This window comes from Variovorax sp. FW301-JW7 (assembly GCF_058788795.1).
The window spans coordinates 211,506-235,258 of sequence record NZ_JBYTBC010000009.1 but is presented as its reverse complement, the minus strand read 5'-3'; the positions used below and the strand labels follow the sequence as shown (position 1 = coordinate 235,258).

22 protein-coding genes and 1 pseudogene are annotated in these 23,753 nt (G+C 68.9%); 10 read left to right on the top strand and 13 right to left on the bottom strand.

Annotated features, from left to right (window positions below):
- Positions 1-11: 11 nt before the first annotated feature.
- The gene (locus AC3WQM_RS23880; protein ID WP_492682209.1) at positions 12-527 is read right to left on the bottom strand and encodes a DUF1269 domain-containing protein; all 516 of its coding nucleotides are present in this window, start codon (positions 525-527) and stop codon (positions 12-14) included.
- 256 nt (positions 528-783) lie between these two features.
- Between AC3WQM_RS23880 and AC3WQM_RS23875 the strand changes: the two genes are divergently transcribed.
- From AC3WQM_RS23875 to AC3WQM_RS23840, 8 genes are all read left to right on the top strand, one after another.
- Positions 784-1,605, top strand: coding sequence for a creatininase family protein (locus AC3WQM_RS23875; protein WP_492682207.1), 822 nt, complete (start codon positions 784-786; stop codon positions 1,603-1,605).
- Positions 1,606-1,619: 14 nt separating this feature from the next.
- Entirely contained in the window at positions 1,620-2,429 is an 810-nt protein-coding gene (locus AC3WQM_RS23870; protein ID WP_492682205.1) for an ABC transporter ATP-binding protein, read from the top strand.
- Positions 2,407-3,294, top strand: coding sequence for an ABC transporter permease (locus AC3WQM_RS23865; RefSeq protein ID WP_174250296.1), 888 nt, complete (start codon positions 2,407-2,409; stop codon positions 3,292-3,294). The genes AC3WQM_RS23870 and AC3WQM_RS23865 overlap by 23 nt, the downstream gene beginning before the upstream one ends.
- A complete protein-coding gene (locus AC3WQM_RS23860; protein ID WP_492682203.1) occupies positions 3,284-4,663 on the top strand; it encodes an FAD-binding oxidoreductase in 1,380 nt (459 codons plus the stop codon). Before AC3WQM_RS23865 ends, AC3WQM_RS23860 begins: the two co-directional genes overlap by 11 nt.
- A 58-nt stretch (positions 4,664-4,721) precedes the next feature.
- Complete coding sequence (locus AC3WQM_RS23855; RefSeq protein WP_492682201.1) at positions 4,722-5,750, top strand: ABC transporter substrate-binding protein; 1,029 nt, start codon at positions 4,722-4,724, stop codon at positions 5,748-5,750.
- A gap of 142 nt (positions 5,751-5,892) precedes the next feature.
- A complete protein-coding gene (locus AC3WQM_RS23850; RefSeq protein ID WP_139700783.1) occupies positions 5,893-6,486 on the top strand; it encodes an NAD(P)H-dependent oxidoreductase in 594 nt (197 codons plus the stop codon).
- A gap of 21 nt (positions 6,487-6,507) precedes the next feature.
- On the top strand, positions 6,508-7,470 hold the full coding sequence (locus AC3WQM_RS23845; protein ID WP_492682199.1) for a PDR/VanB family oxidoreductase: 963 nt from the start codon (positions 6,508-6,510) through the stop codon (positions 7,468-7,470).
- Complete coding sequence (locus AC3WQM_RS23840; protein ID WP_492682197.1) at positions 7,467-8,117, top strand: TetR family transcriptional regulator C-terminal domain-containing protein; 651 nt, start codon at positions 7,467-7,469, stop codon at positions 8,115-8,117. The genes AC3WQM_RS23845 and AC3WQM_RS23840 overlap by 4 nt, the downstream gene beginning before the upstream one ends.
- Here AC3WQM_RS23840 and AC3WQM_RS23835 read toward each other — a convergent pair.
- The 10 genes and pseudogenes from AC3WQM_RS23835 to mdeB form a co-directional block, all read right to left on the bottom strand.
- Positions 8,110-8,577: a RidA family protein gene (locus AC3WQM_RS23835; RefSeq protein WP_062479653.1), complete on the bottom strand. Its 468-nt coding sequence runs from the start codon at positions 8,575-8,577 to the stop codon at positions 8,110-8,112. The two genes, AC3WQM_RS23840 and AC3WQM_RS23835, sit on opposite strands and share 8 nt — an antisense overlap.
- Positions 8,574-9,779: an amidohydrolase family protein gene (locus AC3WQM_RS23830; RefSeq protein WP_492682195.1), complete on the bottom strand. Its 1,206-nt coding sequence runs from the start codon at positions 9,777-9,779 to the stop codon at positions 8,574-8,576. Before AC3WQM_RS23830 ends, AC3WQM_RS23835 begins: the two co-directional genes overlap by 4 nt.
- Entirely contained in the window at positions 9,776-10,594 is an 819-nt protein-coding gene (gene otnI, locus AC3WQM_RS23825; protein ID WP_095747280.1) for a 2-oxo-tetronate isomerase, read from the bottom strand. The genes AC3WQM_RS23830 and otnI overlap by 4 nt, the downstream gene beginning before the upstream one ends.
- Before the next feature lie 12 nt (positions 10,595-10,606).
- The gene (locus tag AC3WQM_RS23820) at positions 10,607-11,272 is read right to left on the bottom strand and encodes a class II aldolase/adducin family protein (RefSeq protein ID WP_492682193.1); all 666 of its coding nucleotides are present in this window, start codon (positions 11,270-11,272) and stop codon (positions 10,607-10,609) included.
- Positions 11,269-12,552, bottom strand: a complete 1,284-nt coding sequence (gene otnK / locus AC3WQM_RS23815) for a 3-oxo-tetronate kinase (RefSeq protein WP_492682191.1) — start codon at positions 12,550-12,552, stop codon at positions 11,269-11,271. The genes AC3WQM_RS23820 and otnK overlap by 4 nt, the downstream gene beginning before the upstream one ends.
- 3 nt (positions 12,553-12,555) lie before the next feature.
- Positions 12,556-13,569: a D-erythronate dehydrogenase gene (denD, locus tag AC3WQM_RS23810; protein ID WP_070063257.1), complete on the bottom strand. Its 1,014-nt coding sequence runs from the start codon at positions 13,567-13,569 to the stop codon at positions 12,556-12,558.
- Between the two features lie 54 nt (positions 13,570-13,623).
- Positions 13,624-14,610 (bottom strand): annotated as a pseudogene (gene ltnD / locus AC3WQM_RS23805) (L-threonate dehydrogenase); the annotation flags it as partial.
- Positions 14,549-15,874, bottom strand: coding sequence for an MFS transporter (locus AC3WQM_RS23800; protein ID WP_489060674.1), 1,326 nt, complete (start codon positions 15,872-15,874; stop codon positions 14,549-14,551). The gene AC3WQM_RS23800 and the pseudogene ltnD, both read right to left, overlap by 62 nt.
- Positions 15,875-16,031: 157 nt before the next feature.
- Complete coding sequence (locus AC3WQM_RS23795; RefSeq protein ID WP_070063260.1) at positions 16,032-16,808, bottom strand: FadR/GntR family transcriptional regulator; 777 nt, start codon at positions 16,806-16,808, stop codon at positions 16,032-16,034.
- A 74-nt stretch (positions 16,809-16,882) separates the two neighbouring features.
- Positions 16,883-19,546 carry an alpha-ketoglutarate dehydrogenase gene (mdeB, locus tag AC3WQM_RS23790; RefSeq protein ID WP_390347819.1) on the bottom strand — a complete coding sequence of 888 codons (2,664 nt, stop codon included), beginning with the start codon at positions 19,544-19,546 and terminating at the stop codon, positions 16,883-16,885.
- A 105-nt stretch (positions 19,547-19,651) separates the two neighbouring features.
- On the opposite strand from mdeB, the gene AC3WQM_RS23785 reads away from it, so the two are divergent.
- Positions 19,652-20,125 (top strand): Lrp/AsnC family transcriptional regulator, encoded by a 474-nt coding sequence (locus tag AC3WQM_RS23785; RefSeq protein WP_099794063.1) that lies wholly within the window; start codon positions 19,652-19,654, stop codon positions 20,123-20,125.
- 18 nt (positions 20,126-20,143) lie between these two features.
- Here AC3WQM_RS23785 and AC3WQM_RS23780 read toward each other — a convergent pair whose 3' ends face one another.
- Together AC3WQM_RS23780 and mltA are read right to left on the bottom strand one after the other, a co-directional pair.
- Entirely contained in the window at positions 20,144-22,177 is a 2,034-nt protein-coding gene (locus AC3WQM_RS23780) for a PhoX family protein (RefSeq protein WP_492682189.1), read from the bottom strand.
- 216 nt (positions 22,178-22,393) lie between these two features.
- Positions 22,394-23,542: a murein transglycosylase A gene (gene mltA / locus AC3WQM_RS23775; RefSeq protein WP_492682187.1), complete on the bottom strand. Its 1,149-nt coding sequence runs from the start codon at positions 23,540-23,542 to the stop codon at positions 22,394-22,396.
- Here mltA and AC3WQM_RS23770 point away from each other — a divergent pair.
- On the top strand, positions 23,541-23,696 hold the full coding sequence (locus tag AC3WQM_RS23770; protein WP_180288602.1) for a hypothetical protein: 156 nt from the start codon (positions 23,541-23,543) through the stop codon (positions 23,694-23,696). The genes mltA and AC3WQM_RS23770 overlap by 2 nt on opposite strands.
- Positions 23,697-23,753 lie beyond the last annotated feature (57 nt).

The window sequence follows — 23,753 nt, the reverse complement described above, 5'->3', positions numbered from 1 at the left end:
GCGCGGTGGCTTCAGCGGATCGCCGGAATCCGCGGCTCTTCGCCCTCGAAGCGGGCCTCGGGGTGCGTGGCCTCCAGCATCGCCTCGACCTCGCGCACGCGCGCGGGCGGCAGGTCGACCATCAACAGGACCTGGCCCTGCGCGATGGCGCTCTCGAAGCGCGCCAGCCGCGGGCTCGGGATCGACACGCCGACCATGGTGGCCGACCACGCGCCCACCACGCCGCCCAGCAACGCCAGGCCCACGGCCACGGCCCATTCGGGCTCGTCGCCGAACACCGGGAACAGCAGCGCGGCCAGCAGCCCGGCGACGACACCGCAGGCGGTGCCGAGCACCCAGCCGGTCTTGGCGGCGTGAACGAGGTCGGAGGTCTGCCAGACGTTGGCCGCATGGAGCCCGGCCATGTCCTGGCCTTCGCGTGCGGCGAAATGCAGGTGCGCGATGTCGACACGCGCCCGCAGCAGATCGTGCATCGCCTGCCTGGCACTCGCCAGGTCCGGCAACAGCCAATAGATGCGTCTTTTCACGGCGCCTCCTTTCCGTCTTGCGACGAGCAAGAGACCATGCCTGAGTTATAGGCTCCAGAGGGGCCGCATTCAAGTCGGCCGCGGGCGCCCGCGCCGGACGATGCGACACGGCGCCCGCAGGTGTTTTGACCACCTGCATCGTTTTGCTGGCACGCCACTTGCAAGCAGCTATGCAAGGGTATCCACGCATGGCCTACCTTTTTTGACCACGTGGATAATTTAGACTCCCCCACCCGTTCTCATGAGGTTTGCCACGATGAATCCGCCCCCGTTGCGCAGCCGCTTCTGGTCCGACCTGACCAGTGAAGAGTTCTCCCGCCTCGACCGCGAACGGCTGATCGCCGTGCTGCCGGTGGGGGCGACCGAACAGCACGGCCCCCATTTGCCGATGTCCACCGACACCGCCACCATCGACGGCATGGTGCGCGCCAGCCTGCCCTACCTGCCCGACGACCTGCCGGTGCTGTTCCTGCCCACCGTGCCCTACGGCAAGAGCAACGAGCACTCGCGCTACCCGGGCACGCTCACCGTGTCGGCCAACACGCTGATCTCGCTGTGGAAGGACGTCGGCGCCTGCGTCGCCAAGGCCGGCGTGCGCAAGCTGGTGCTCTACAACAGCCACGGCGGGCAGATGAGCGTCATGGACATCGTGGCGCGCGACCTGCGCGAAGAGCACGACATGATGGTCGTGGCCGCCAACTGGTACACGCTGGGCCTGCCCGAGGGCCTGTTCACCGCGCACGAAGGCAAGCACGGCATCCACGCCGGCGACCTCGAAAGCTCGGTGATGCTGCACCTCACGCCCGATTACGTGCGCCGTGACCAATTCCAGAACTTCGGCTCCATGACCGAGCAGCTGGCCGCCGAGAACAAGTTCCTGTCGATCACGCCCAGCGGCAAGCTCGGCTGGCAGATGCACGACATCAACCCGGCCGGCGCCGCCGGCGACGCCACCCGCGCCAGCGCCGAGAAGGGCGCCGCGGTGCTCGACCACGTGGGCCAACGCTTCGTCGAGCTGCTGCACGAGATCGACCGCTTCCCGCTCTCGCGCCTGGCCAACGTTCCGGCCTGGCGCTGACGCCAAGGAGTCCCATGGAAAGCACCACGCCATCCACGCCGCCCCTGGTCCGCCTGCGCAACGTCGGCAAGCGTTTTGCCAACGGCACGCTCGCCCTGCAGGGCATGACGCTCGACATCGGCGAGCACGACTTCGTCAGCTTCCTGGGCCCCTCGGGCTGCGGCAAGAGCACCGCGCTGCGGCTGATCGCCGGGCTCACACGCATCAGCTCGGGCGACATGCAATGGTCGGGTGCCAACACAGGCGTGGCCAAGAACAGCAAGAGCGACCGCGACCTGGGCTTCGTGTTCCAGGAGCCCACGCTCATGCCCTGGACCAAGGTGTTCGACAACGTCTGGCTGCCGCTCAAGCTCGCGGGCATGAGCCGCGACGAGGCCGCGCCGGTGGTGCAGCACGTGCTGGAGCTGGTGGGCCTCTCGCGCTTTGCCGACGTGTACCCGCGCGAGCTCTCGGGCGGCATGAAGATGCGCGTGTCGATCGCGCGCGCGCTGGTCACGCACCCGCGCCTGCTGCTGATGGACGAGCCCTTTGCCGCGCTCGACGAGATGACGCGCATCAAGCTCAACAACGACCTCCTGGCCATCTGGCGCGAGCACCGCTTCTCGATCGTGTTCGTCACGCACAGCGTGTACGAGTCGGTCTACCTGTCGAACCGCATCGTCGTGATGGCGGCGCGCCCGGGCCGCGTGATCGACGAGATCGCCATCGACGAGCCCTACCCGCGCGGAGAAGCCTTCCGCACCTCCAGCCGCTACAACGCGCACTGCACGGCTGTTTCGCAATCTCTGCACGGAGCGCTCCATGGCCTCGACATCGACCATTGAAACCGTGATGCCCCTCGACACCACCAACGAAGCCACGCCGTCCGCCGAGACGCTGCGCGCGCACGAAGACAAGCTGCGCCGGCGCGAGGCCACGCTGCGCATCGTCGTGCCGGTCGTCATCGTCGCGGCGCTGCTGCTGGTGTGGGAATGGATGGTGCGCGCCAACGACATCCCGCACTACATCCTGCCCGCGCCCTCGCTCATCCTGCGCACGCTGTTCGACAACTGGGGTTCGCTCTCGGGCGCGCTGTGGTTCACGGTGAAGCTCACGCTGCTGGCGCTGGGCGCCGCCATCGTCGGCGGCGTGCTGCTGGCGATTGCGTTTGCGCTGTTCAAGTGGGTGGAGATCGGCCTGTTCCCGATCGCCGTGATCCTGCAGGTGACGCCGATCATCGCGATCGCGCCGCTCATCTTGATCTACGTGTCGAGCACCACCGCGGCGCTCTTGCTGTGCGCGTGGATCGTGGCCTTCTTCCCCATTTTGTCGAACACCGTCATCGGCCTGAAGAGCGCCGACAGCAACCTGCGCGACCTGTTCCAGTTGTACAAGGCCTCGCCCTGGCAGACCTTCCGCTACCTGCTGGCGCCCAGCGCACTGCCGTACTTCATGGCGGGCCTGAAGATCGCCGGCGGCCTGAGCCTGATCGGCGCGGTGGTGGCCGAGTTCACGGCCGGCACGGCGGGCAAGGAAACGGGGCTGGCCTCGCGCATCCTCGAGTCGAGCTTCCGCACCGAGATCCCGATGATGTTCGCGGCGCTGCTGCTGGTGTCCTTGCTGGGCATCGTGATCTTCATCGTGTTCGCCGCCCTGTCGCGGCTGGTGCTCGGCCACTGGCACGAGAGCGAGATGCGCCGTGAACGCTAGAACCCCGCTGTCCACCGTCGACTGGGACGCCGTGCGCGAGGAGCTGCGCGGCCTGAACGTGATCGCCACGCCCAGCCAGCGCAAGCAGCTGTCGAAGGACTTCTACTGGTACAGCCCCATCCTCACGGCGCAGCTCGCGGGCTGCGTGGCCGACCTCGTGGTCAAGGTCAGCACCGAGGACGACGTGCGCCAGGCCGCGGCCGTGGCCGCCAAATGGAAGCTGCCGCTCACCGTGCGCGCGGGCGGCACCGGCAACTACGGCCAGTGCGTGCCGCTCGAAGGCGGGCTCGTGCTCGACGTGACGCAGATGTGCCGCGTGCTCGACCTGGCCGAGGGCCGCATCCGCGTCGAGGCCGGCGCGCGCATGCACGACATCGACCTGGCCGCGCGCGAGACCGGGCAGGCGCTGCGCATGTGGCCCTCGACCTGGCACGTGGCCAGCATCGGTGGCTTCATCGCGGGCGGCTTCGGCGGCATCGGCTCGTTCCGACACGGCATCCTGCGCGACCCCGGCAACCTGCTGCGCGCGCGCGTGATGACGGTGGAGCGCGAGCCGCGCGTCATCGAGCTGGTGGGCGACGAGATCCAGCAGGTGCACCACGCCTACGGCACCAACGGCGTGATCCTCGACGTGGAAGTGGCGCTGAGCCCGGCGGTCGACTGGGTGCACTGCACGGCGCTGTTCGACACCTACCGCGGCGCGCTCGACTTCGGCATCGCCGCGCAGGCGCCCTCGCTGGACATCTTCCTGCTGTCGACCGTGGAGGCGCGCTTCTCGCCCTACTACACGGCCATGGGCGATCGCTTTCCGCCCGACCGGCACGCGGTGTTCACCATGGTCTCGCCCGACTCGATGGCCGAGTTCCGCGCGCTCGCGGCGGCGCACGGCGGCACCCTGTCGGTGGCCGGCACCGAGGCCGAGCTGCAGGCCGAGGGCCTGCCGCCGGCCTACGAGTGCGCCTTCAACCACACGACGCTGCAGGCGCTGAAGGCCGACCGCAGCTGGACCTACCTGCAGGTGGCCTACGCCCAGCCCTTCGACCCGGCCGTGGTCGAGCGCCACATGCAGATCTTCGGCGACGACGTGCTGCAGCACCAGGACTTCGCGCGCGCCAACGGCCAGTGCGGCACCTTCGGCATCCTGCTCGTGCGCTGGAAGGGCGAGGCCCACCAGTACGAGGTGATGCGCGAGATCGAGTCGCAGGGCGGCGCGCAGATCTTCAACCCGCACGTCTTCACCATCGAGGACGGCGGCATGAAGACCATCGACACGCAGCAGATCGAGTTCAAGAAGCGCAGCGACCCGATGGGCCTGATGAACCCCGGCAAGACGCGCGGCTGGACGCCCGACATGGCCGTCGAGCGCTGAAAAAACATTTAGTCTTCGCATCCCGTCCCCACCCCAACCTCCACAGGAGTCCGTCCCCATGCGCATCCCCGCTTTCTCTCTTCGGCCGCTGGCCTTCGGCCTGGCCCTCGCAGGCGCCGCCTTCGCCGCGCACGCCCAGGAAAAAGTGGTGTTCGCCACCAACTGGAAGGCGCAGGCCGGCCACGGCGGCTTCTACCAGGCGCTGGTGGACGGCACCTACAAGAAGTACGGCCTGGACGTGGAAATCATGCAGGGCGGCCCGATGGTCAACAACCGGCCCATGCTGCCGGCCGGCAAGATCGACTTCCTCATGACCGGCAACCTGCTGCAGTCCTTCGACAACGTGAAGAACGGCGTGCCCACCGTGGTGGTCGCGGCCATCTTCCAGAAAGACCCGCAGGCCATGTTCGCCCACCCGGGCCAGGGCTACGACACCTTCAAGGACATGACCAAGGCGCCCGTGGCCTTCATCGGCAAGGACGGCCAGTTCAGCTTCTGGCAGTGGATGAAGTCGGAGCACGGCTTCAAGGATTCGCAGCTCAAGCCCTACACCTTCAACGTGGGCCCGTTCCTGGCCGACAAGAAGTCGATCCAGCAGGGCTACGCCATCTCGGAGCCGCTGTCGATCAAGGCCCAGGCCGGCTTCGACCCGGTGGTGCACCTCCTGGCCGACCACGGCTTCTCGACCTACGCCACCACCATCGAGACCCGCGCCGACCTCATCAAGACCAAGCCCGAGACGGTGCGCAAGTTCATCGAGGCCTCGATCGTCGGCTGGAACAACTACCTCTACGGCGACAACAAGGCCGCCAACGAGCTCATGGCCAAGACCAACCCCGACGCCACGCCGGCCGCGCTGCAGGGCTCCATCGATCTCATCAAGAAGATGGGCATCGTGGACAGCGGCGACTCGCTCACCAAGGGCATCGGCGCGATGGACGAGGCACGCGTGAAGGACTTCTACGACAAGATGGTCAAGGCCGGCCTGTACAAGCCGGGCGAGATCGACCTGTCGAAGGTCGCGACCACGCAGTTCGTCAACAAGGGCGTCGGTGTCGACGTTCGCAAGAAGCTCACCGGCAAGTAATTCGCTTCGTTTTTTCCCGTGGGTCGCGCGGGGCTTGCGCCGGGGTCAGATGCCGGCGCCTGGGTTGCCATAAGGCACTGCGCGGCCTTTGTTCCCTTGGGCTCTGACCCCGTCTCGCCGAACAGGCGAACCGGCCCGAAACATGAAAACGCTCGTCGTCCATTGCCATCCGAACCCTGACAGCTTCAACCACGCGCTGTACCGCACCGCCCTCGAGGCCCTCACGCCGCGACACCCCGTCAAGGCCATCGACCTGTACGCCGAGGGCTTCGACCCGACGCTGACACGCGAAGAGCGCATCGCCTACCTCGACAACCCCGAACTGATCCGCGAACGCGTGAAACCCCACGTCGAAGCGCTGCTGTGGGCCGAGCACCTGGTGTTCGTCTACCCCACCTGGTTCCATGGACCGCCGTCCATGCTCAAGGGCTGGCTCGAGCGCGTGTGGCTGCCAGGCGTGGCCTTCCTGCCCGCGGAGCGCAAGGGACAGCTCGCCAAGTCGGGCATGCGACACATCCGCCGGCTGACGGTGGTGACCACCGGCGGCTCGCCGCGCTGGTTCGTGATGGCCATCGGCGACCCGGGGCGGCGGCTGTTCACGCGCGCGCTGCGGGCGCTGTTCGCGTGGCGCTGCAAGGTCACGTGGCTGCAGCTGCACGACATGAACGCCGTCACCGACAGCGACCGCACCCATTTCATCGCGCGCGTGGCGCGCACGCTGCACAACATCCAGTAGACAAGCAGGGAGACACACACCATGAGCCTCGAACGCACGCTGACCGTCCGTGTCGAACGCATCTCGCGGCAGACGCCGGAAATCCTGGCCTTCGAGCTGGCGCATCCGTGGGGCCGACCGCTGCCCGGCTACGAGGCCGGCGCGCACATCGACGTGCACATGCCCGGCGGCTTCTCGCGCCAGTACTCGCTGGCGCGCGCACCCTCGGGCACCTGCGGCTACGTGATCGGCGTGAAGCGCGAGCACGCCAGCCGCGGCGGCTCGGCATCGATGCACGAGCGCGTGCGCGAGGGCGACCTGATTGCGATCAGCGCGCCGCGCAACACCTTCCCGCTGCGCGCCGAGGCCCGCCGCCACCTGCTGCTGGCCGGCGGCATCGGCATGACGCCGCTGCTGGCCATGGCGCAGGCGCTGGCCGCGCGCGGCGCTGACTTCACGCTGTGCGTGTTCGCGCGCAGCGAGGAGCACCTGGCCTTCGCCGAGGCGCTGCACGCGCCCGCGCTGGCGCCGCACCTGAAGCTGCACCTGGACCAGGGCGATGCGACGCAGCGCATCGACCTGCGCGCGCTGCTGGCCGAGCGCACGCCCGACACGCACCTGTACGTGTGCGGCCCCGGCGGCTTCATGCAGGCGGTGCGCGAGGCCGCCGCGCACTGGCCCGAAGACGCGCTGCACACCGAGTACTTCGCCGCGCCCACCGGCACGGCCGCCGCCACCACGGGCCTGCCCTTCACGCTGAAGCTGGCACGGCGCGGCATCGAGGTGCCGGTGGCGGCCGACCAGACCGCGGTCGATGCGCTGCACGAAGTGGGCATCGACATCCCCGTGTCGTGCCAGCAGGGCCTGTGCGGCACCTGCGTGGTCGAGGGCGACGGCGACGGCGCCGAGCACCGCGACTTCTGCCTCACGGGCACCGAGCGGCGCACCAAGGTGGCACTGTGCTGCTCGCGCGCCAAGGGCCCCGACCTGGTGCTGCAGCTGTGAGCGTGACGGACACCGACAGCGAAGCCCCCGCCACGCGCGGGCGTTCGCGCAAGTACACGCAGGTGCTGGGCCTCATCAACCAGGCGGCCATCGAGGTGTTCGCCAGCGAGGGGCTGGCCGGCGCGTCGACGCAGGCCATCGCCGACAAGGCGGGCCTGTCGAAGGCGCAGCTGCACTACTACATCGAGAGCAAGGAGGCGCTGTACCGCCAGGTGCTGCAGGACATCCTGACCGACTGGATCGTGGTGTTCGGCTTCAGCGACGAGGCCTTCGGCCCACTCAAGGTGCTGGGCGACCTGATCCAGCGCAAGATGATGTTCTCGTTCGAGCATCCGCTGCGCTCGCGCATCTTCACCGCCGAGATGATGCGCGGCGCGCCCGTCATCAACAGCATGATGGACACGAGCAAGCAGCGCACCGACCAGGCCGCCGCCGTGATCCAGAACTGGATGAACCAGGGCCTGATGGACAAAGCCGACCCGATGCTGGTGCTGTTCCACATCTGGGCCGTGACGCAGTTCTACGCCGACCACGCCACGCAGGCCGCCTACTACCGCAACACGGCGCAGCAGGGCGAGGACAAGGACCGCCGCTACCTGATCGAGCAGGTGACGGAGTTCCTGCTCAAGGGCGCGGGCGTCAAGTAGCCGCGCGCTGCGGCAGGTACATGGTGGCCTCTACTTCGACGAGCACCTCGTCGCCCGGCAAGAAGCGCGACACCTCGACCACCGTGCTCACCGGCGGCTCGCCCGGATAGAACAGGCCGCGCACGCGGTTGTAGAAGGCGTAGTGCGGCAGGTGGCGGAAGTACTGCACCAGCTTCACCACGTCTTCCATGGTGCCGCCGTGCTCGGCCGCGATCTGGCGGATGCGCTCCAGCACGAACCAGCTCTGCGCCACGATGGGCGCCTCGAAGATGTCGACCGACATCTGGCCCGTGGCGTAGCCCACGCCCTGCAGCGCGGTGCGGGCTTCTTCCGGGATGGCGTCGTAGCCGGCCACCGCGCGGCGCGTGGCCGGGTCGACGGCGACCACGCCGCTCATGAAGACGAAATCGCCGACGCGCTTGGCGGCGGCATAGTTGGCCATCGGCTTGCCCATGCTCATGGTGTGTTCTCCAGTGCCCGGCCTGCGCGGTAGACGGTGCGTTGCCGTCCGCGCGGGCCGATGAGTTCGTGTTCGTCGGTGGCCGCCAGCACCACGAGGTCGGCCGGGCAGCCCGGCGCGATGCGGCCGTCCCACGCGAGGCCCAGCGCCTTGGCGGGGTTCACGGTGATGGTGTCGAGCCAGTCGGCCGCAGGCGCCAGATGCGCCATCTGCACGCCCAGGCCGAAGGTCTCGAGCAGGTCGTAGCTGCCGTAGGGATAGAAGGCGTCCTGCACGTTGTCGGTGGCCAGGCTGGCGCGCAGGCCGTGCGCCGCGGCCTCACGGATGCGCGTGATGCCGCGCGCCACGGGCGTGCGGTCCCACGCGCCCTGCAGGTAGAGGTTGGTGGTCGGCAGCGCGACCAGGTGCAGCCCGGCGCCGGCGCACAGCGTGAGCGTTTCGGCGGCCACCGCATCGTCCTGCACCGAGAGCGAGCAGGCGTGGCCGCAGACCACGCGGCCCTTGAAGTCGCGCGCGCGCACGAGCTGCGCGATGCTGCGCAGGCCGCTGGCGTCGGTGTCCAGGCCTTCGTCGACGTGGAAGTCGAGCCCCAGCCCGTGCTGCTGCGCGAGGTCGAACACGCGGCCCAGCTTGGCGAAGAGGCCGTCGTTGCGGTAGATGAAAGCGCCCAGCGAACCGCCCGCGCGCTTCACGTCGCGCGCGATGCGCTCGCCGGCCGCGAGGTCGGCGAACACGTCGAGCGGCACGAGCGCGACGAACTGCAGCTCGATGCGGCCGGCCCATTCTTCGCGCAGCGCCTCGAACACGGCCAGCGCGGCCGGCGGTTCGGGCTCGACCCAGTCCAGGTGCGTGCGCAGCGCGCGCGTGCCGGCGCGCCAGGCCTCGTGCAGCGCGCGCTCCATGCGCAGGCGCAGCGAGGCGCCGGTCCAGCTCGCGCGGTGGCGGCCCATGCGCTCGATGGCGGTGAACAGGTCGCCCTGCGCAGCGCCGACGTCCTGCACGGTGAAGTTCTTGTCGATGTGCGCATGCGCCTCGACGAGCGCGCTCAGCAGCGTGCCGCGCGCCTGCGTCTGCGAGGCGCTGGGTTCGATGGCCGCGACCTTGTCGCCGTCGATCGTGACGTCGAAGACCTGCGCATCGCCCGCCGCCGCGAAGCCCCGCAGCGGCGCCGGAATGCGCAGCGCTTCGAGCGTCGTCGTCATGCGCGCTGGCGCCAGTCGCGCAGCCAGCCCAGGCCGGCCGAGGTGCCGCCGGGTTCCATGCCGCGGCGCGGGCGGTATTCGCAACCGACCCAGCCCTGCCAGCCGCATTGCGCCGACACCTCGTCGATCACGCCGAAGAGGTAGTCGTAGTTCTGCTCGCCCACATCGGGCTCGTGGCGTTCGGGCACGCCCGCGATCTGCAGGTGGCCGACACGGCCGGTCGGCAGGTACTGGCGCAGCTTCATCGCCACGTCGCCTTCGACGATCTGGCAGTGGTACAGGTCCATCTGCACCTTGAGGTTGGCGGCGCCCACGGTCTCGACGATCTGGTGCGCGTGGTCCTGCCGGTTGAGAAAGAAGCGCGGAATGTCGCGCGTGTTGATCGGCTCGATCAGCACGTCACGCCCGGCCTTCGCGGCTTCGGCCGCGGCCCAGCGCAGGTTCCCGACATAGACGGCCTCTGCCGCCTCGCGCGTGAGGCCTTCGGGCACGAGGCCGGCCATCACGTGGATGCGCGGGCAGTCGAGCGCCACGGCGTAGTCGATGGCTTTCGCAATGCCTTCGCGGAACTCGCCCTCGCGCCCCGGCAGGCACGCCAGGCCGCGTTCGCCGCCGGCCCAGTCGCCGGGCGGGCCGTTGAACAGCACCTGCTGCAGGCCGTTGTGCTTCAGGCGAGCGACGATTTCCTCTTTCGAGAAGTCGTAGGGAAAGAGGTACTCGACGGCCTGGAAGCCGTCTTTCGCGGCGGCGTCGAAGCGGTCGAGAAATGCGAGCTCCGGGTAGAGCATCGAGAGGTTGGCGGCGAATTGGGGCATGGGGTGTTTGTACTACCAGCGCGCACCGAAAGTGCGGCGCAGTTCATCGATCTGGTCGGGGGTGAGCGGTGCGGGCCGGGTGGCCTGCGTGAGCAGCTGCAGGCGGGCGGTTTCTTCCAGCTCTTCGAGCACGGCCATCGCGGCGGCCGGCGTCTCGTGCCAGACATTGGGGCCCAGGCGCGCGAGCATCGCCGCGCGGATCGGCGTGCCGGCCGCGCCGTAGCGCGCGATGGTTTGCGCCACCTGCTCGGCCGCCTCGGGCGCGCCGGGGCGGTGGTACGGGATGACCGGCACATGGCCGACCTTCATCACGAAGTAGGGCGTGAGCGCGGGCAGCAGTTCGGCTTGCGGGTTGCCCAGGGTCAGGGCGACGCAGTGCGTGCTGTGCGTGTGGATCACGCACGCCGTGGCGGCATCGAAGCCGCGCGCGGCGGCGTAGATGCGCGTGTGCAGCGCGATGGTCTTGCTGGCGCGGTCGCCGCCGGTCTGCTGGCCCTGTGCATCGAGCCGTGCGAGCCGCGCGGGGTCGAGAAAGCCCAGGCAGGCGTCGGTCGGCGTGATGAGAAAGCCGTCGTCCAGTCGCACGCTGATGTTGCCGGCCGTGGCATGCACGTAGCCGCGCTCGAACAGGCTGCGGCCGACGCGGCAGATTTCGTCGCGGGCTTCGTTCTCGGTCATGCGAGCACTGTAAAAGCTTTGGTGAAGAAATCGTCGCTGCCGAAGTTGCCCGACTTCAGCGTGATGTGCAGCCCCGCTTCGGGCGCCGCATCGCAGCGCGCATGGCACCACGGCACGCCGGGGTCGATCTGCGGGCCGATCTGCATCTGCGCGATGCCCAGCGCCTGCACGCAGGCGCCCGAGGTCTCGCCGCCGGCCACCACCAGCTGGTGCACGCCGCGCTCGACCAGGCCGCGCGCAATGGCGGCGATGGTGCGTTCGACCATCGCACCCGCTTCTTCCACGCCGAGCCGCCCCTGCACCGACTTCACGGCGCCGGCTTCGGCGGTCGAGTAGACGAGCACAGAACCCTTGTCGATCAGCGGTGCGGCCCAGGCCAGCACTTCGGCGGTCACGTCCACGCCCGCCGCGATGCGCAGCGGGTCGATGGCCATGGCCGCGCCGCCGCGCTGGATGAAGTCGAGCACCTGCCGGTTGGTGGCCAGCGAGCAGCTGCCCGACACCACCGCGGTCTTGCCGCCGGCCTTCGGCAACGCGCTGGCCTGCGACGACGGCGCGAGGCCGAAGTTGGCCGGCAGGCCGATGGCCACGCCCGAGCCCGCCGTGAGCAGCGGCAGCCTCGCGAGCGCCGGGCCCATGCGCAGCAGGTCGTCGTTCGACACCGCATCGACGATGGCGATCGACACGCCCTCGGCCTTCAGCTGCGCGATGCGTTCTTCGATGGCCGCTGCGCCGCGTGCGACCACCGCGTGGTCGATCAGGCCCACCTTGCGCGTGCACTGCGCCTGCAGCACGCGCACGAGGTTCGGGTCGGTCATCGGCGTGAGCGGATGGTTCTGCATGCCGCTCTCGTTGAGCAGCACGTCGCCCGCGAACAGGTAGCCCTTGAACACGGTGCGCTTGTTGTCGGGGAAGGCGGGCGTGGCGATGGTGAAGTCGCATTGCAGTGCGTCCATCAGCGCCTCGGTCACGGGGCCGATGTTGCCCCTGACCTCGCCGGTGAAGGTGCTGTCGAAGGTGGAGCAGTACTTGAAGTAGATCTGCTGCGCGCCCTGCGCCTGCAGCCAGCGCAGCGCATCGAGCGATTGCGCGATGGCCTCGGCCGGTGCGATGGTGCGCGACTTGAGCGCGACCACGACCGCGTCCACGTCGGCATCGAGCGGGCCGACGGGCACGCCGATGGTCTGCACCACGCGCATGCCGGCGCGCACGAGGTTGTTGGCCAGGTCGGTGGCGCCGGTGAAGTCGTCGGCGATGCAGCCGAGCACGAGCTTCGCCATCGCTCAGCCCTTCAGCGCCAGCGTGACCGCCTGCGCGTTCTCGCGCACGTAGTCGCGCAGGATGGCGTCGAAGCTGGCGTCGGCCTTCAGGCCCAGCGCCTCGGCGCGTGCCGCGTGGATGCGGCTGGGCCAGCTGGTGACGATCTTCGCGATGGCGGCGTCGGGTTCCCAGTCGATGAGGGCGGTGGCCTCGGTGCCGGCGATGCGCTCGAGCGCCTGCGCCATCTCGCGCACGGTGGTGGTCAGCGCGGGCAGGTTGACCGCGGTGCGCGCGCCCCATTCGGCGGCGCCGGCGGTGGCCGCGCGCACGATGCCGGCGACGGTGTTGCCGGGCGAGGCCAGCGCGACCGGCGTCTCGGGCGCCACGGGGCAGCGTGCGCGCACGCCGGCCAGCGGCTCGCGCAGCATGCCGCTCAGGAAGCTGGAGGCCGCGCCGTTCGGACGGCCCGGGCGCACCGACACCGTCATGAGCCGCACGTTGCGGCCCTGCACGAAACCCTTGCGCGTGTAGTCGGCCACGAGTTGCTCGCCGATGAACTTCTGGATGCCATAGCTGTTCTGCGGCGTGGGCAGCGTGGTGTCCTCGATCACCGCGGGCAGGCGCTGCTCGGGCGAATCGCCGAACACGGCGACGGAGCTGGAGAACACGAACACGGGCGCATGGCCCGCGCTGCGGCAGGCATCGAGCAGGGCGCGCGTGGTGTCCAGGTTGCTGCGCATGCCGAGGTCGAAGTCGGCCTCGCACTCGCCGCTCACGGCGGCGGCGAGGTGGAACACGGCGTCGGTGTCGGCCAGCGGCAATGCGCCGTTGGCGGCTTGCTCGTAGAGGTCGCCCTGCACGAACTGGATGCGCGCGTCGGCCGCGAGGTCGGCGGGCGGCGGCACGCGGTCGGCGAGCGTGATGCGTGCGATGTCTTGAGGCTGGCCGCCGGCCAGTGCGAGCGGGCCGCCGGCGAGCAGGGTGCGGGCAAGGCGGGCGCCGAGGAAGCCGCAGCCGCCGGTGATGAGAACGTTCATGGTGTGTGTCTTTCCTGGGTCGGTGGAGCGCAGACGCTCGATGCTATTTTTCCCGGCGGGCAGTTCGATGCCCGGGAAGATCTTGATGACCGCGCTGTCGTCCTCGCGCGCGAAGCCGGCCGTGGAGGCCTGCATGAACATCTGGTGCGCGGTGGACGACAGCGGCAGCGGAAACTTGCTGGCGCGCGCCACGTCGAGCACCAGGCCCAGGTCCTTCACGAAGATGTCGACGGCCGACAGCGGCGTGTAGTCGCCCGCCAGCACGTGGGCCATGCGGTTCTCGAACATCCAGCTGTTGCCGGCGCTGTGGGTGATGACCTCGTACAGCGCATCGGGGTTCACGCCTTCGCGCAGGCCCAGCGCCATGGCCTCGGCCGCGGCGGCGATGTGCACGCCGGCCAGCAGCTGGTTGATGACCTTCACCTTGCTGCCCGCGCCGGCCGAATCGCCCAGGCGGTAGACCTTGGCGGCCATCGCGTCGAGCATCGCGCCGGCCTTCTCGTAGGCGGCGGGCGTGCCGGCGGTCATCATCGTCATCTGGCCGCTGGCGGCCTTGGCGGCGCCGCCGGAAATGGGCGCGTCGAGGTACAGGATGCCCTGCTGCGCCAGGCGCGCTTCGAGCGCCACCGACCAGTTCGGGTCGACGGTGGAGCACATCACGAACAGGCTGCCGGGCTTCATCGACGCCGCGCAGCCGGGCGTGGTGTCGTCGCCGAACAGCACCGACTCGGTCTGCGCCGCGTTGACGACCACGCTGACCACGATGTCGCACTGCGCGCCGAGCGCGGCCAGCGTGTCGCAGGCCGTGCCGCCTTCGCGCGCGAAGGCTTCGGCCACGCCGGGGCGCACGTCGAACACATGCGGCGCATGGCCCGCGCGGCGCAGCGATTGCGCCATGCCGCTGCCCATGGCGCCCAGGCCCACGAGGCCGACGACGGGGGTGTTGCTGGAAGAAGAAGTCATGTCGTGCGTCCTTCGATCAGCGGTTGACCAACTGCTTGGGCGTGAGCCACACGCCGATGGCGCCGAGCACCAGCGCACCGGCCAGCACGTACATGCCGATCTGGGTGCTGCCCGTGAGGTCCTTCAGGTAGCCGATGAGGTACGGGCTCACGAAGCCCGCGAGGTTGCCCACCGAGTTGATGACCGCGATGCCGGCTGCCGCCGCCGTGCCCGAGAGGAAGGCGGTGGGCAGCGACCAGAACAGCGGTGCGCAGGTGAGCACGCCGGCCGCGGCGAGCGACAGGAAGGTCAGCGACACGACCGTGTTCTGCGTGTACGAGGCCGCGACCGTGAAGCCCACGGCGCCCATCATCGCGGGGATGATCAGGTGCCAGCGGCGTTCGCGGCGCGCGTCGGCGCTGCGGCCGAACAGGTTCATCGCGACGATCGCGCACAGGAACGGAATGGCGCTGAGCAGGCCGATATTGAAGTTGCCCTGCACGCCCGTGGCCTTCACCAATGTGGGCAGCCAGAAGGTCAGCGCGTACTGGCCCATGACGAAGGCGAAGTAGATGAGCGCCATCCACCACACGCGCGCATCGCGGAACATCGCGCCCACCGAATGCGGGCCCTTGGCGCCGTGCGCCTGGTCGCGGTCGACCTCGCGCTGCAGCAGGTTCTTTTCTTCGGGCGAGAGCCAGCGTGCGTGCTGGATGCCGTTGTCCAGGTAGAACAGCACCATCACGCCCACCAGCACGGCGGGAATGGCTTCGATGATGAACATCCACTGCCAGCCGTGCATGGCCGACACGCCGTGGAAGGCGTCCATGATCCAGCCCGACAACGGGTTGCCGAAGATGCCCGCCACGGGAATCGCCGACATGAACACCGCGATGATCCGCGCGCGCCGGTGCGACGGGTACCAGTGCGTCAGGTACAGGATCACGCCGGGGTAGAAGCCCGCCTCGGCCACGCCGAGCAGGAAGCGCAGGATGTAGAAGCTGGTCGGCGTTTCCACGAACACGAAGCAGGCCGACAGCAGGCCCCAGGTGATCATGATCCGCGCGATCCACACGCGTGCACCCACGCGGTTGAGCAGCAGGTTGCTGGGCACTTCGAACAGGAAGTAGCCCAGGAAGAAGATGCCGGCGCCCAGGCCGAACACGGTTTCGCTGAAGCCGAGGTCCGCGCCCATCTGCAGCTTGGCGAAGCCGACGTTCACGCGGTCGAGGTAGGCGACCACGTAGCACAGCATCAGGAAGGGCACGAGGCGCCAGAACACCTTGGCGTAGGCGCGTTTTTCGAGCGCGGCGTCGGGCGCGTCAGCCGCGAGGGGCGCGCCGGCCTGGAGGGTGGAAGTCATGGGGAGGGAGTCCGCTGGATGAAAAAACGGGGCCGTCCCGTCACCCTGCGGCGCGGTCGCCCCTTACTTGTCAGGTCATCATACAAATTTAAGACAAGTTCCCGGATACGGGATAACCCGCACATTCTGCCCCTGCCGAAAAATTGTGAGCGTGGGCTTACTTGCCCGCAGGCCAGCCTTCGACCAGGGGGCGGGCGAGCTGGGCGCCTTCCTGCTGCCAGAAGGCCGGGTCGGCCTGCTCGATGCGGCGGATGGCGTTGTCCATGTGCGCCTTGGCGGCCTCGCGCGCGGCCAGCGGGTCGCCGGCATCGATCGCCTCGACGATGCGCGCGTGTTCCTGCGCCACTTCGCGCACGAAGTCGGCGCGGCGCGCCTCGTTGGCGCGCGTGACGCGGGTGGCGCCATGCAGGAACTGCCGCAGGTACTGCAGCGTGCCGATGAGGAAGGGGTTGCGCGCGGCCTCGGCGATGGCGCGGTGAAAGCGCACGTCCTCGTCGGCCCCGTTGCCGCCCATCGACACCGCCGCGTGCAGCGCATCGATGGCGTCGCGGATGCGCAGCATGTCCTCGGGCGTGCGGCGCTCGGCCGCGAGCGCGGCCACCTCGGCCTCGAGCGCGCGGCGCAGCTCGACCATCTGCACCACCGCTTCGCGCGACGCCACGTGCGGCATCTCGAAGCGCAGCGGCTCCACCCCGGCAGCGCGCACGTACACGCCGCTGCCCTGGCGCGAATCGACCAGCCCGAGCGACTTGAGCCGCGACACCGCCTCGCGCACCACGGTGCGGCTCACGCCGAACTGGGTGGCCAACGCGGTCTCGGTGGGCAGCCGGTCGCCTTCCGACAGGCGCCCGCTGCGCACCTCGGCCACGAGCGCTTCCGCCACCTGGTCGGCCAGGCGGACGGCGGGAGCAAGGGACTGGAAGCGGGCGGTCATGGGCGCGGGAAGGCGGTGGGGCCTGCGACTCTAACGCAGGCACCGCACCGTCACGCCGCATGGCCGCGCCGGCGTCAGGCGCCGAGCGCGTGCCGCGCGGCCCGCGCGATGCTCGCCGCGTCCACGCCGAAGAAACCGCGCAGCGCGGCGCGCGTGTCGCTGCGACCGAAGCCGTCGGTGCCCAGCGTGAGGTAGCGGCGGCCTTCGGGCAGGAAGGCGCGCACGCTCTCGGGCAAGGCGCGCACGTAGTCGGTGGCGGCGACGATCGGGGCCTTGCTGCTGCCCTTGCCGAGCTGCTGCGCGACGAAGGGCGTGCCGGCGTCTTTTTCGCCGGCCAGCGCGCGCTGCTCGCAGGCCTGGCCGTCGCGCGCGAGTTCGCTCCAGCTCGTGACGCTGAACACCTCGGCCGCGATGCCTTCGTCGGCCAGTTGCTGCGCGGCCTTGATGACCTCGGTGAGGATCGCGCCCGAGCCCAGCAGCGTGACGCTCTGCTTCGCCTTGCCCGATGCCGGCGCATAGGTGCCGAAGCGGTAGCAGCCGCGCAGGATGTCGGCCTCGGCGCCGGCCGGCAGGTCGGGCTGCGCGTAGTTCTCGTTCATGAGCGTGACGTAATAGAACACGTCCTGCTGCTCGACCATCATCTCGCGGATGCCCGCGTCGACGATGACCGCCATCTCGCCCGCGAAGGCCGGGTCGTAGGCCTTGCAGTTGGGAATGGTCGCGGCCACGAGGTGGCTGCTGCCGTCCTGGTGCTGCAGGCCTTCGCCGCCGAGCGTGGTGCGCCCCGACGTGGCGCCCAGCAGGAAGCCGCGCGCGCGCTGGTCGGCAGCCGCCCAGATGGCGTCGCCCACGCGCTGGAAGCCGAACATCGAGTAGTAGATGTAGAACGGCAGCATCGCCAGGCCGTGCACGCTGTAACTGGTGGCCGCGGCCGTCCAGCTCGCGATGGCGCCGGCCTCGCTGATGCCTTCTTCAAGAATCTGCCCGTCGGTGGCTTCGCGGTAGCTCAGCACCGAGCCGATGTCTTCCGGCGCATAGCGCTGGCCCACGCTCGAGTAGATGCCGACCTGCTTGAACAGGTTGGCCATGCCGAAGGTGCGCGCCTCGTCGGCCACGATGGGCACGATGCGCGGACCGAGCGCCTTGTCCTTCATGAGGTTGCCCAGCATGCGCACGAAGGCCATGGTGGTGCTCATCTCCTTGCCGGCGGCGGCCGTGGCGAACTGCGCGTAGGCCGCGATGTCAGGCTTGGGCACGACGTCGCAGGCGGTCTCGCGGCGCGGCATGGCGCCGCCGAGCGCTTCGCGGTGCTGGCGCAGGTAGCGCATCTCGGCGCTGTCTTCGGCCGGGCGGTAGAAGTCCATCGCGGTGGCCTGCGCGTCGGTGAGCGGCAGGTTGAAGCGGTCGCGGAACTCGAGCAGGTCGACGTCGCCCATCTTCTTGTGCGAATGCGTGGTCATCTTTCCCTGCGCGGCGCTGCCCATGCCGTAGCCCTTCTTGGTGTGGGCCAGGATGACGGTGGGCTGGCCCTTGTGCGCAGCAGCGGCGGCGTAGGCGGCGTGGATCTTCACGAGGTCGTGGCCGCCGCGCTTCAGGCGGTCGATCTGCTCGTCGGTCATGCCTTCGGCCAGGCGCGCGAGCTCGGGGTTCTGGCCGAAGAAATTGTCGCGGTTGAAACGGCCGTCCTTCGCCGCGAAGGTCTGCATCTGGCCGTCGACGGTGTTGGCGAACACGCGCGCCAGCGCGCCGCTCACGTCCTGCGCGAACAGGCCGTCCCAGTCGCTGCCCCACACGAGCTTGACGACGTTCCAGCCGGCCCCGGCGAAGAGCTTTTCGAGCTCGTCGATGATGCGGCCGTTGCCGCGCACCGGGCCGTCCAGGCGCTGCAGGTTGCAGTTGACGACCCACACGAGGTTGTCGAGCTTCTCGCGCGCGGCGAGCGTCAGCGCGCTCATCGATTCGGGCTCGTCCATCTCGCCGTCGCCGAACACGCCCCAGACCTTGCGACCTTCGCAGTTCAGCAGGTTGCGGTGCGTGAGGTAGCGCATGAAGCGCGCGTGGTAGATCGAGCTGATCGGGCCGATGCCCATCGAGCCGGTGGGGAACTGCCAGAAGTCCGGCATCAGGTACGGGTGCGGGTAGCTGCACAGGCCGCGCGCGCCGCTGCCGTCGGTGAAGGCCGGCGCGGTGAGTTCCTGGCGGTAGTGGTTCAGGTCTTCTTCGCTCAGGCGGCCTTCGAGGTAGGCCCGCGCATACACGCCGGGCGCGCTGTGCGGCTGGAAGAACACGAGGTCGCCGCGGTGCGCGGGGCTGCGCGCATGGAAGAAGTGGTTGAAGCCGGTCTCGAACAGGTCGGCCGCGCTCGCGTAGCTGGCGATGTGGCCGCCGAGTTCGCCGTACGCCTGGTTGGCCTTGGCCACCATGGCGAGCGCGTTCCAGCGCATGAGCGAGGCGAGCTTTTCCTCGACCGCGAGGTCACCCGGGAACGGCGGCTGGTCGGCCGCGGCGATGGTGTTGACGTACGGCGTGGCCAGCTCGGGCTGCCAGCCGATGCGCTGCTGCCGCGCCAGGCGCGCCAGCTCGGCCAGCATCTGGCGCGCGCGCTGCGGACCTTGCGTCTGCGCCAGCGCCAGGAAGGCGTCGCGCCATTCGGCGGTCTCTTCGGGGTCGGGGTCGTGCGACGGCGGCGTGTCGAGCAACAGGGCGCGCATCTGGTCGGCGGAGATCGGGGCGTTCATGTCAGCACTTTAAGCCGCCTCGGGGAAAATTAGCTACCGGCACCTCTGATTTCATGGCTATTCAGAAGCATAAAATGCCGCCATTCAACAGCTTTGCGGAATTTCATGGAACTCGACGCCATCGACCTGCGCATTCTCGACGAGCTGCAACGCGACGGCGCCCTGTCGAACGTCGAACTGGCGCGCCGCGTGCACCTGTCGCCGTCGCCCTGCCTGGCGCGCGTGAAGGTGCTGGAGACCAGCGGCGTGATCGATCGGTATGTGGCGCTGGCGAACGCCAAGGCGCTGGGCCTGGGGCTCAACGTGTTCATCTCGATCAGCCTGACGACGCAGAGCAAGCAGTCGCTGGCCGACTTCGAGCAGCGCATCGCCGAGCACGACGAGGTGATGGAGTGCTACCTGATGACCGGCGACAGCGACTACCTGATCCGCATCGCCGTGGCCGACATGGCGGCGCTGGAGCGCTTCATCATGGAGCAGCTCACGCCGATTCCGGGGATCGAGAAGATCCGCTCGAGCTTTGCGCTCAAGCAGGTCAGATACAAAACGGCGCTGCCGTTGCCGACAGCGCCGTCTTGAGGGCCAAGCCTCGAAGGCTTACTTCGCCAGCTTGATCTGGATCGGGTCGGCCGTGAGGTAGCCGACGGCGGCGGCGTAGCGGTCCTTGTAGTTGGCGCGCACCAGCGGGTCGAGCGTGGTGTAGACCTTGCCATGCAGGCCATCGGCAGGCGTCTTCGAAGGGCCCGTGCCCCAGTCACCCGCGTGCTGGAAGTTGCTCATGATGTAGGTCCAGCCGTTGATCTCGTCCACGGCATGCAGGCCGGTCGATTCGCCGCCCGCGGGGATCGACATGAGGCGCGAGAGCTTCTTGGTGTCGATGTTGTAGGCCCACAGGAAGTTGTTGACGTGGCTGCTGCTGTCCTCGCCGATGAACAGCGTGCGCAACTTTTCCGAGAACTTGATGTTGTCGGGGTTGCCGATCTTGTCGGGGCTGGAGGTGTTGCCCAGCGCGTCGGGCGTGGTGAGGTCTTGACCCACGATCAGCGCGCGGGTCTGCGTGGGCACCCAGTCGCTGTTGATGGACTTGCCGTCGGTGTCCTTCTGGCCGCCGGCCAGGTTGTGCGCCATCACGCCGCCGGCGCTGAGCTTGCCGGGCAGTGCGATGTTGCTGGCCGCCGACCAGCCCTTGGCGCCCTTGACCATCGAGTCCTGGATGTTCTGCAGCGCGGAGTAGGCCACCTTGTCCTTGATGTTGACGGTGGTGCCTTCCATCTTGGTGAAGGCCATGCTGGCGCCCTTCACGTTGGCGTAGCGGTGGGTTTCCAGGAAAGCCGCGGCCTTTTCCATGCCGGGCTTCACGCGGCCCCAGCTTTCCTTGCCGTCCAGGAACATGTAGGTGTACGTGGGGTCGGCAGGGTTGGCGGTGGTCACGTCCATGATGTCGGTGGCCTTGAGCGTATTGGCCAGTGCCTCGATCTCGGCGCTGGTGGCATGGCCCAGGTTGATCCACGTCATCTTGGTGGCGGCTGCGGCGGGGTCGATCGAGTAGCCGGCTTCGTAGCGGGCCACGTAGAGCGTGCCGGCCGACAGGTCTTTTTCCTTGTCGGCGACGAACATGAAGAAGCCGCCGTTGGTGTAGTCGTCGCCCATGATGGCGGTGCGGTTGTCGGGCATGACCTGGATCAGCTCGTGCGAGATGCGGCCCATGCAGTAGTGCTTCTTCACGCTGCCGGTGCCGTCGGGGTTCACGGTGACCTCGGGCAGGTGGCCGTAGTGGTACGGGTTGGCCTTGGTCTCGTCGCCGAACACGTTCTTGCTGTAGGCCTTGAACATGTCGGTGCCGGCGGCGGTGGTGGCGTCGGGCTCGTACTCTTCGCTGGACAGGTGGGTGTTCCACGGCGACAGGCTGGCGCCGCAGGTGATCCACAGGCCGTGGGCGCTCGACATATCGACGTTGTGGTACTTGACCAGGCTCAGCTTGCCGGTGGTCTGGTCCTGGTCGAGCGTGAGCACCGCGATGGGCGAGGGCAGCGTGCCGTAGGTGCCTTCGCCCTTCAGGTTGCGCGTGGTGTATTCGAACTGGACCACGGCGAACACCGCCTTGCCCTTGACGCCGGGCACGTTGGCGTTGGGCAGCGAGATCAGCGAGGTGCCGTCCGGGCTGTCCGAGAAGAACTGGCGCTCCTTGCCGGCCACCGAGGCGTCGATGATCGGCTGGTTCTTGATGTCGACGTAGCCGCCCGCGAGGATCTTGCCGCCCTTGCCGTCCGGCACCATGTCGCCGGTCAGGAAGAAGGGCTGGTAGGCCAGGCGGTATTCGGTGGAGCTGCCGTTGTCGAACGACACCTTGAGCGTGGAGCCGACGGTGTTCGTGGCCATGGCAGCCGGGTCGGCCAGCGTGGGTGCAGCCATGCCGTTGAATTCGGCCGACACGAACTGCGCTGCCGGTGCGGGTGCCGGCGCGGGTGCCGGCGGCGGCACCACGAAGGGCGGGAAGGCCTGGCCACCGCCGCCACCACCGCCGCAGGCGGTGAGAAAGGCGACACCGCCCAGCGGGAGCATCGGGGCGGCGCCCAGCAGTTTCAGGGCGTGACGGCGGGAGGCGGCGGGCGCCTTGACGTGATCAGTCATTTTGTTTTCCAGGGATCGTGGGGTGGGTCGGCATGAGGCCTAAAGTCAGCCTCTGTCAGGCCGCAGACCTTAAAAGGCGCCCATGACGAAGGCGTGCATCGCGCATGACAGAACGATGACGACCGCCACGATCACACCCCGCCCACGCACCGGTCGGCGGCATGCAAAACGGCGCGGGATCACCGCGCCGTTGTGTCGTTCAAGCCGCCGAGGGCTTCAAGGTGCCGGCAGCTGCCTCGGCCACAGCGCCCACAGCCGCAGCGGCTGGTTCACGCTCGCCGCCAGCCGGCCGGCCTCCGCGCCGGTGCCGGCGAAGTAGTCGGCGCGCACGGCGCCCAGGATGGCGCTGCCCGTGTCCTGCGCCACCACCAGCTTCTGCAGCTGCGCGGTCGGACCGCTCGATGCGAGCCACACCGGCGTGCCGTAGGGAATGCTCTCGCGGTCGACCGCGATGGAGCGCCCCGCCGTCAGCGGCACGCCCTGCGCGCCGCGCGGACCGAAGGCGGCGTCGAGCTCGCTCATGGTCTCTTCGCGGAAGAACACGTAGCGCGGGTTGCTCCACAGCAGCTGCGACACGCGCTGCGGGTTCTGCGCCACCCAGGCCTTGGTGTCGTCAGGCCACTTGCCGACCTTGGCCACGCCCTGGCTCATGAGCCACTGCTGCACGCTGCGGTACGGCTGCTCGTTGGTGGCCGCATAGGCCACGCGCACCGTGTGCTGGTAGCCGTTGGCCTCGGTGATGCGCAACCGGCCCGAGCCCTGGATGTGCAGCATCAGCGCGTCGATGGGGTCGGCCATCCAGGCGATCTCTCGACCGCGCAGCGCGGCCTGGGCCTCGGGCAGGGTCTCGATCTCCTGGCGCGTGAACCAGGGGCGCTTGGGCACGAGGCCGTCGGGCGCCTGGTACAGCGGCACGCTGAAGCCGGCCGAGGGCACGCGCGAGGCTTCGTACACGGGCTCGTAGTAGCTGGTGAGCTTGCCTTCGCTCTGGCCCGCGAGCGATTCGACGCGGTAGGGCTGCAGCCGGTCGGTCATCCAGCGGCGCTGCTCCTCGGGCGTGGCGATGGCCAGCTGGCGCACCTCGCGGCACAGCGGTGCGAAAGCGGCGTTGGGGCGTGCGCAGTTGGCCAGCAATGCGATCCACGCTTCGTGCAGCGGGTCTTCGCTGAAGCCCGGCAGTTCGGACCAGCCCACAGGCACCCAGCGGCTTTTCGGATGCGCGAGCGATCCGGTCAGCGGACCGAGGTCGCGCGGCGGGGTGACGGTGGGTCGGGTGGGGGTGTCGGGGGCGCGGGGGCCGAGGGAACAGCCGGCAAGCGTTGCTACGATCGCAAGCCCCACCAGCCACTGGAGTCCATTTCTCATGGGTTTGATTCTGCTTGAAGCCCTCGCCGCGGGACTCGTCCTGATCTTGATCATCTGGTGGACCATGTTTTCCGGGCGCAACAAGGGTGAACTGCATGACGAGCCCGACGCCGATGCCGAGAGCTCGGACCGCGATCCCCCGCCCAAAGTGTGAATTGCTCGTGTAGCCGCACGGCGCGCCCCGCTGTCGGACAAGCACCCTATTGCTACA

Bases quoted from the DNA above. Each gene is read 5' to 3' on its own strand.
- AC3WQM_RS23845 (WP_492682199.1), top strand. From the start codon at position 6,508: ATGAGCCTCGAACGCACGCTGACCGTCCGTGTCGAACGCATCTCGCGG.
- AC3WQM_RS23830 (WP_492682195.1), bottom strand. From the start codon at position 9,779: ATGACGACGACGCTCGAAGCGCTGCGCATTCCGGCGCCGCTGCGGGGC.
- AC3WQM_RS23820 (WP_492682193.1), bottom strand. From the start codon at position 11,272: ATGACCGAGAACGAAGCCCGCGACGAAATCTGCCGCGTCGGCCGCAGC.
- AC3WQM_RS23780 (WP_492682189.1), bottom strand. From the start codon at position 22,177: ATGACTGATCACGTCAAGGCGCCCGCCGCCTCCCGCCGTCACGCCCTG.
- AC3WQM_RS23770 (WP_180288602.1), top strand. From the start codon at position 23,541: ATGGGTTTGATTCTGCTTGAAGCCCTCGCCGCGGGACTCGTCCTGATC.
- AC3WQM_RS23855 (WP_492682201.1), top strand. From the start codon at position 4,722: ATGCGCATCCCCGCTTTCTCTCTTCGGCCGCTGGCCTTCGGCCTGGCC.
- AC3WQM_RS23835 (WP_062479653.1), bottom strand. From the start codon at position 8,577: ATGAGCATGGGCAAGCCGATGGCCAACTATGCCGCCGCCAAGCGCGTC.
- AC3WQM_RS23850 (WP_139700783.1), top strand. From the start codon at position 5,893: ATGAAAACGCTCGTCGTCCATTGCCATCCGAACCCTGACAGCTTCAAC.
- otnI (WP_095747280.1), bottom strand. From the start codon at position 10,594: ATGCCCCAATTCGCCGCCAACCTCTCGATGCTCTACCCGGAGCTCGCA.
- AC3WQM_RS23785 (WP_099794063.1), top strand. From the start codon at position 19,652: ATGGAACTCGACGCCATCGACCTGCGCATTCTCGACGAGCTGCAACGC.
- AC3WQM_RS23865 (WP_174250296.1), top strand. From the start codon at position 2,407: ATGGCCTCGACATCGACCATTGAAACCGTGATGCCCCTCGACACCACC.
- AC3WQM_RS23870 (WP_492682205.1), top strand. From the start codon at position 1,620: ATGGAAAGCACCACGCCATCCACGCCGCCCCTGGTCCGCCTGCGCAAC.
- denD (WP_070063257.1), bottom strand. From the start codon at position 13,569: ATGAACGTTCTCATCACCGGCGGCTGCGGCTTCCTCGGCGCCCGCCTT.
- mltA (WP_492682187.1), bottom strand. From the start codon at position 23,542: ATGAGAAATGGACTCCAGTGGCTGGTGGGGCTTGCGATCGTAGCAACG.
- AC3WQM_RS23800 (WP_489060674.1), bottom strand. From the start codon at position 15,874: ATGACTTCCACCCTCCAGGCCGGCGCGCCCCTCGCGGCTGACGCGCCC.
- mdeB (WP_390347819.1), bottom strand. From the start codon at position 19,546: ATGAACGCCCCGATCTCCGCCGACCAGATGCGCGCCCTGTTGCTCGAC.
- AC3WQM_RS23795 (WP_070063260.1), bottom strand. From the start codon at position 16,808: ATGACCGCCCGCTTCCAGTCCCTTGCTCCCGCCGTCCGCCTGGCCGAC.
- otnK (WP_492682191.1), bottom strand. From the start codon at position 12,552: ATGGCGAAGCTCGTGCTCGGCTGCATCGCCGACGACTTCACCGGCGCC.
- AC3WQM_RS23875 (WP_492682207.1), top strand. From the start codon at position 784: ATGAATCCGCCCCCGTTGCGCAGCCGCTTCTGGTCCGACCTGACCAGT.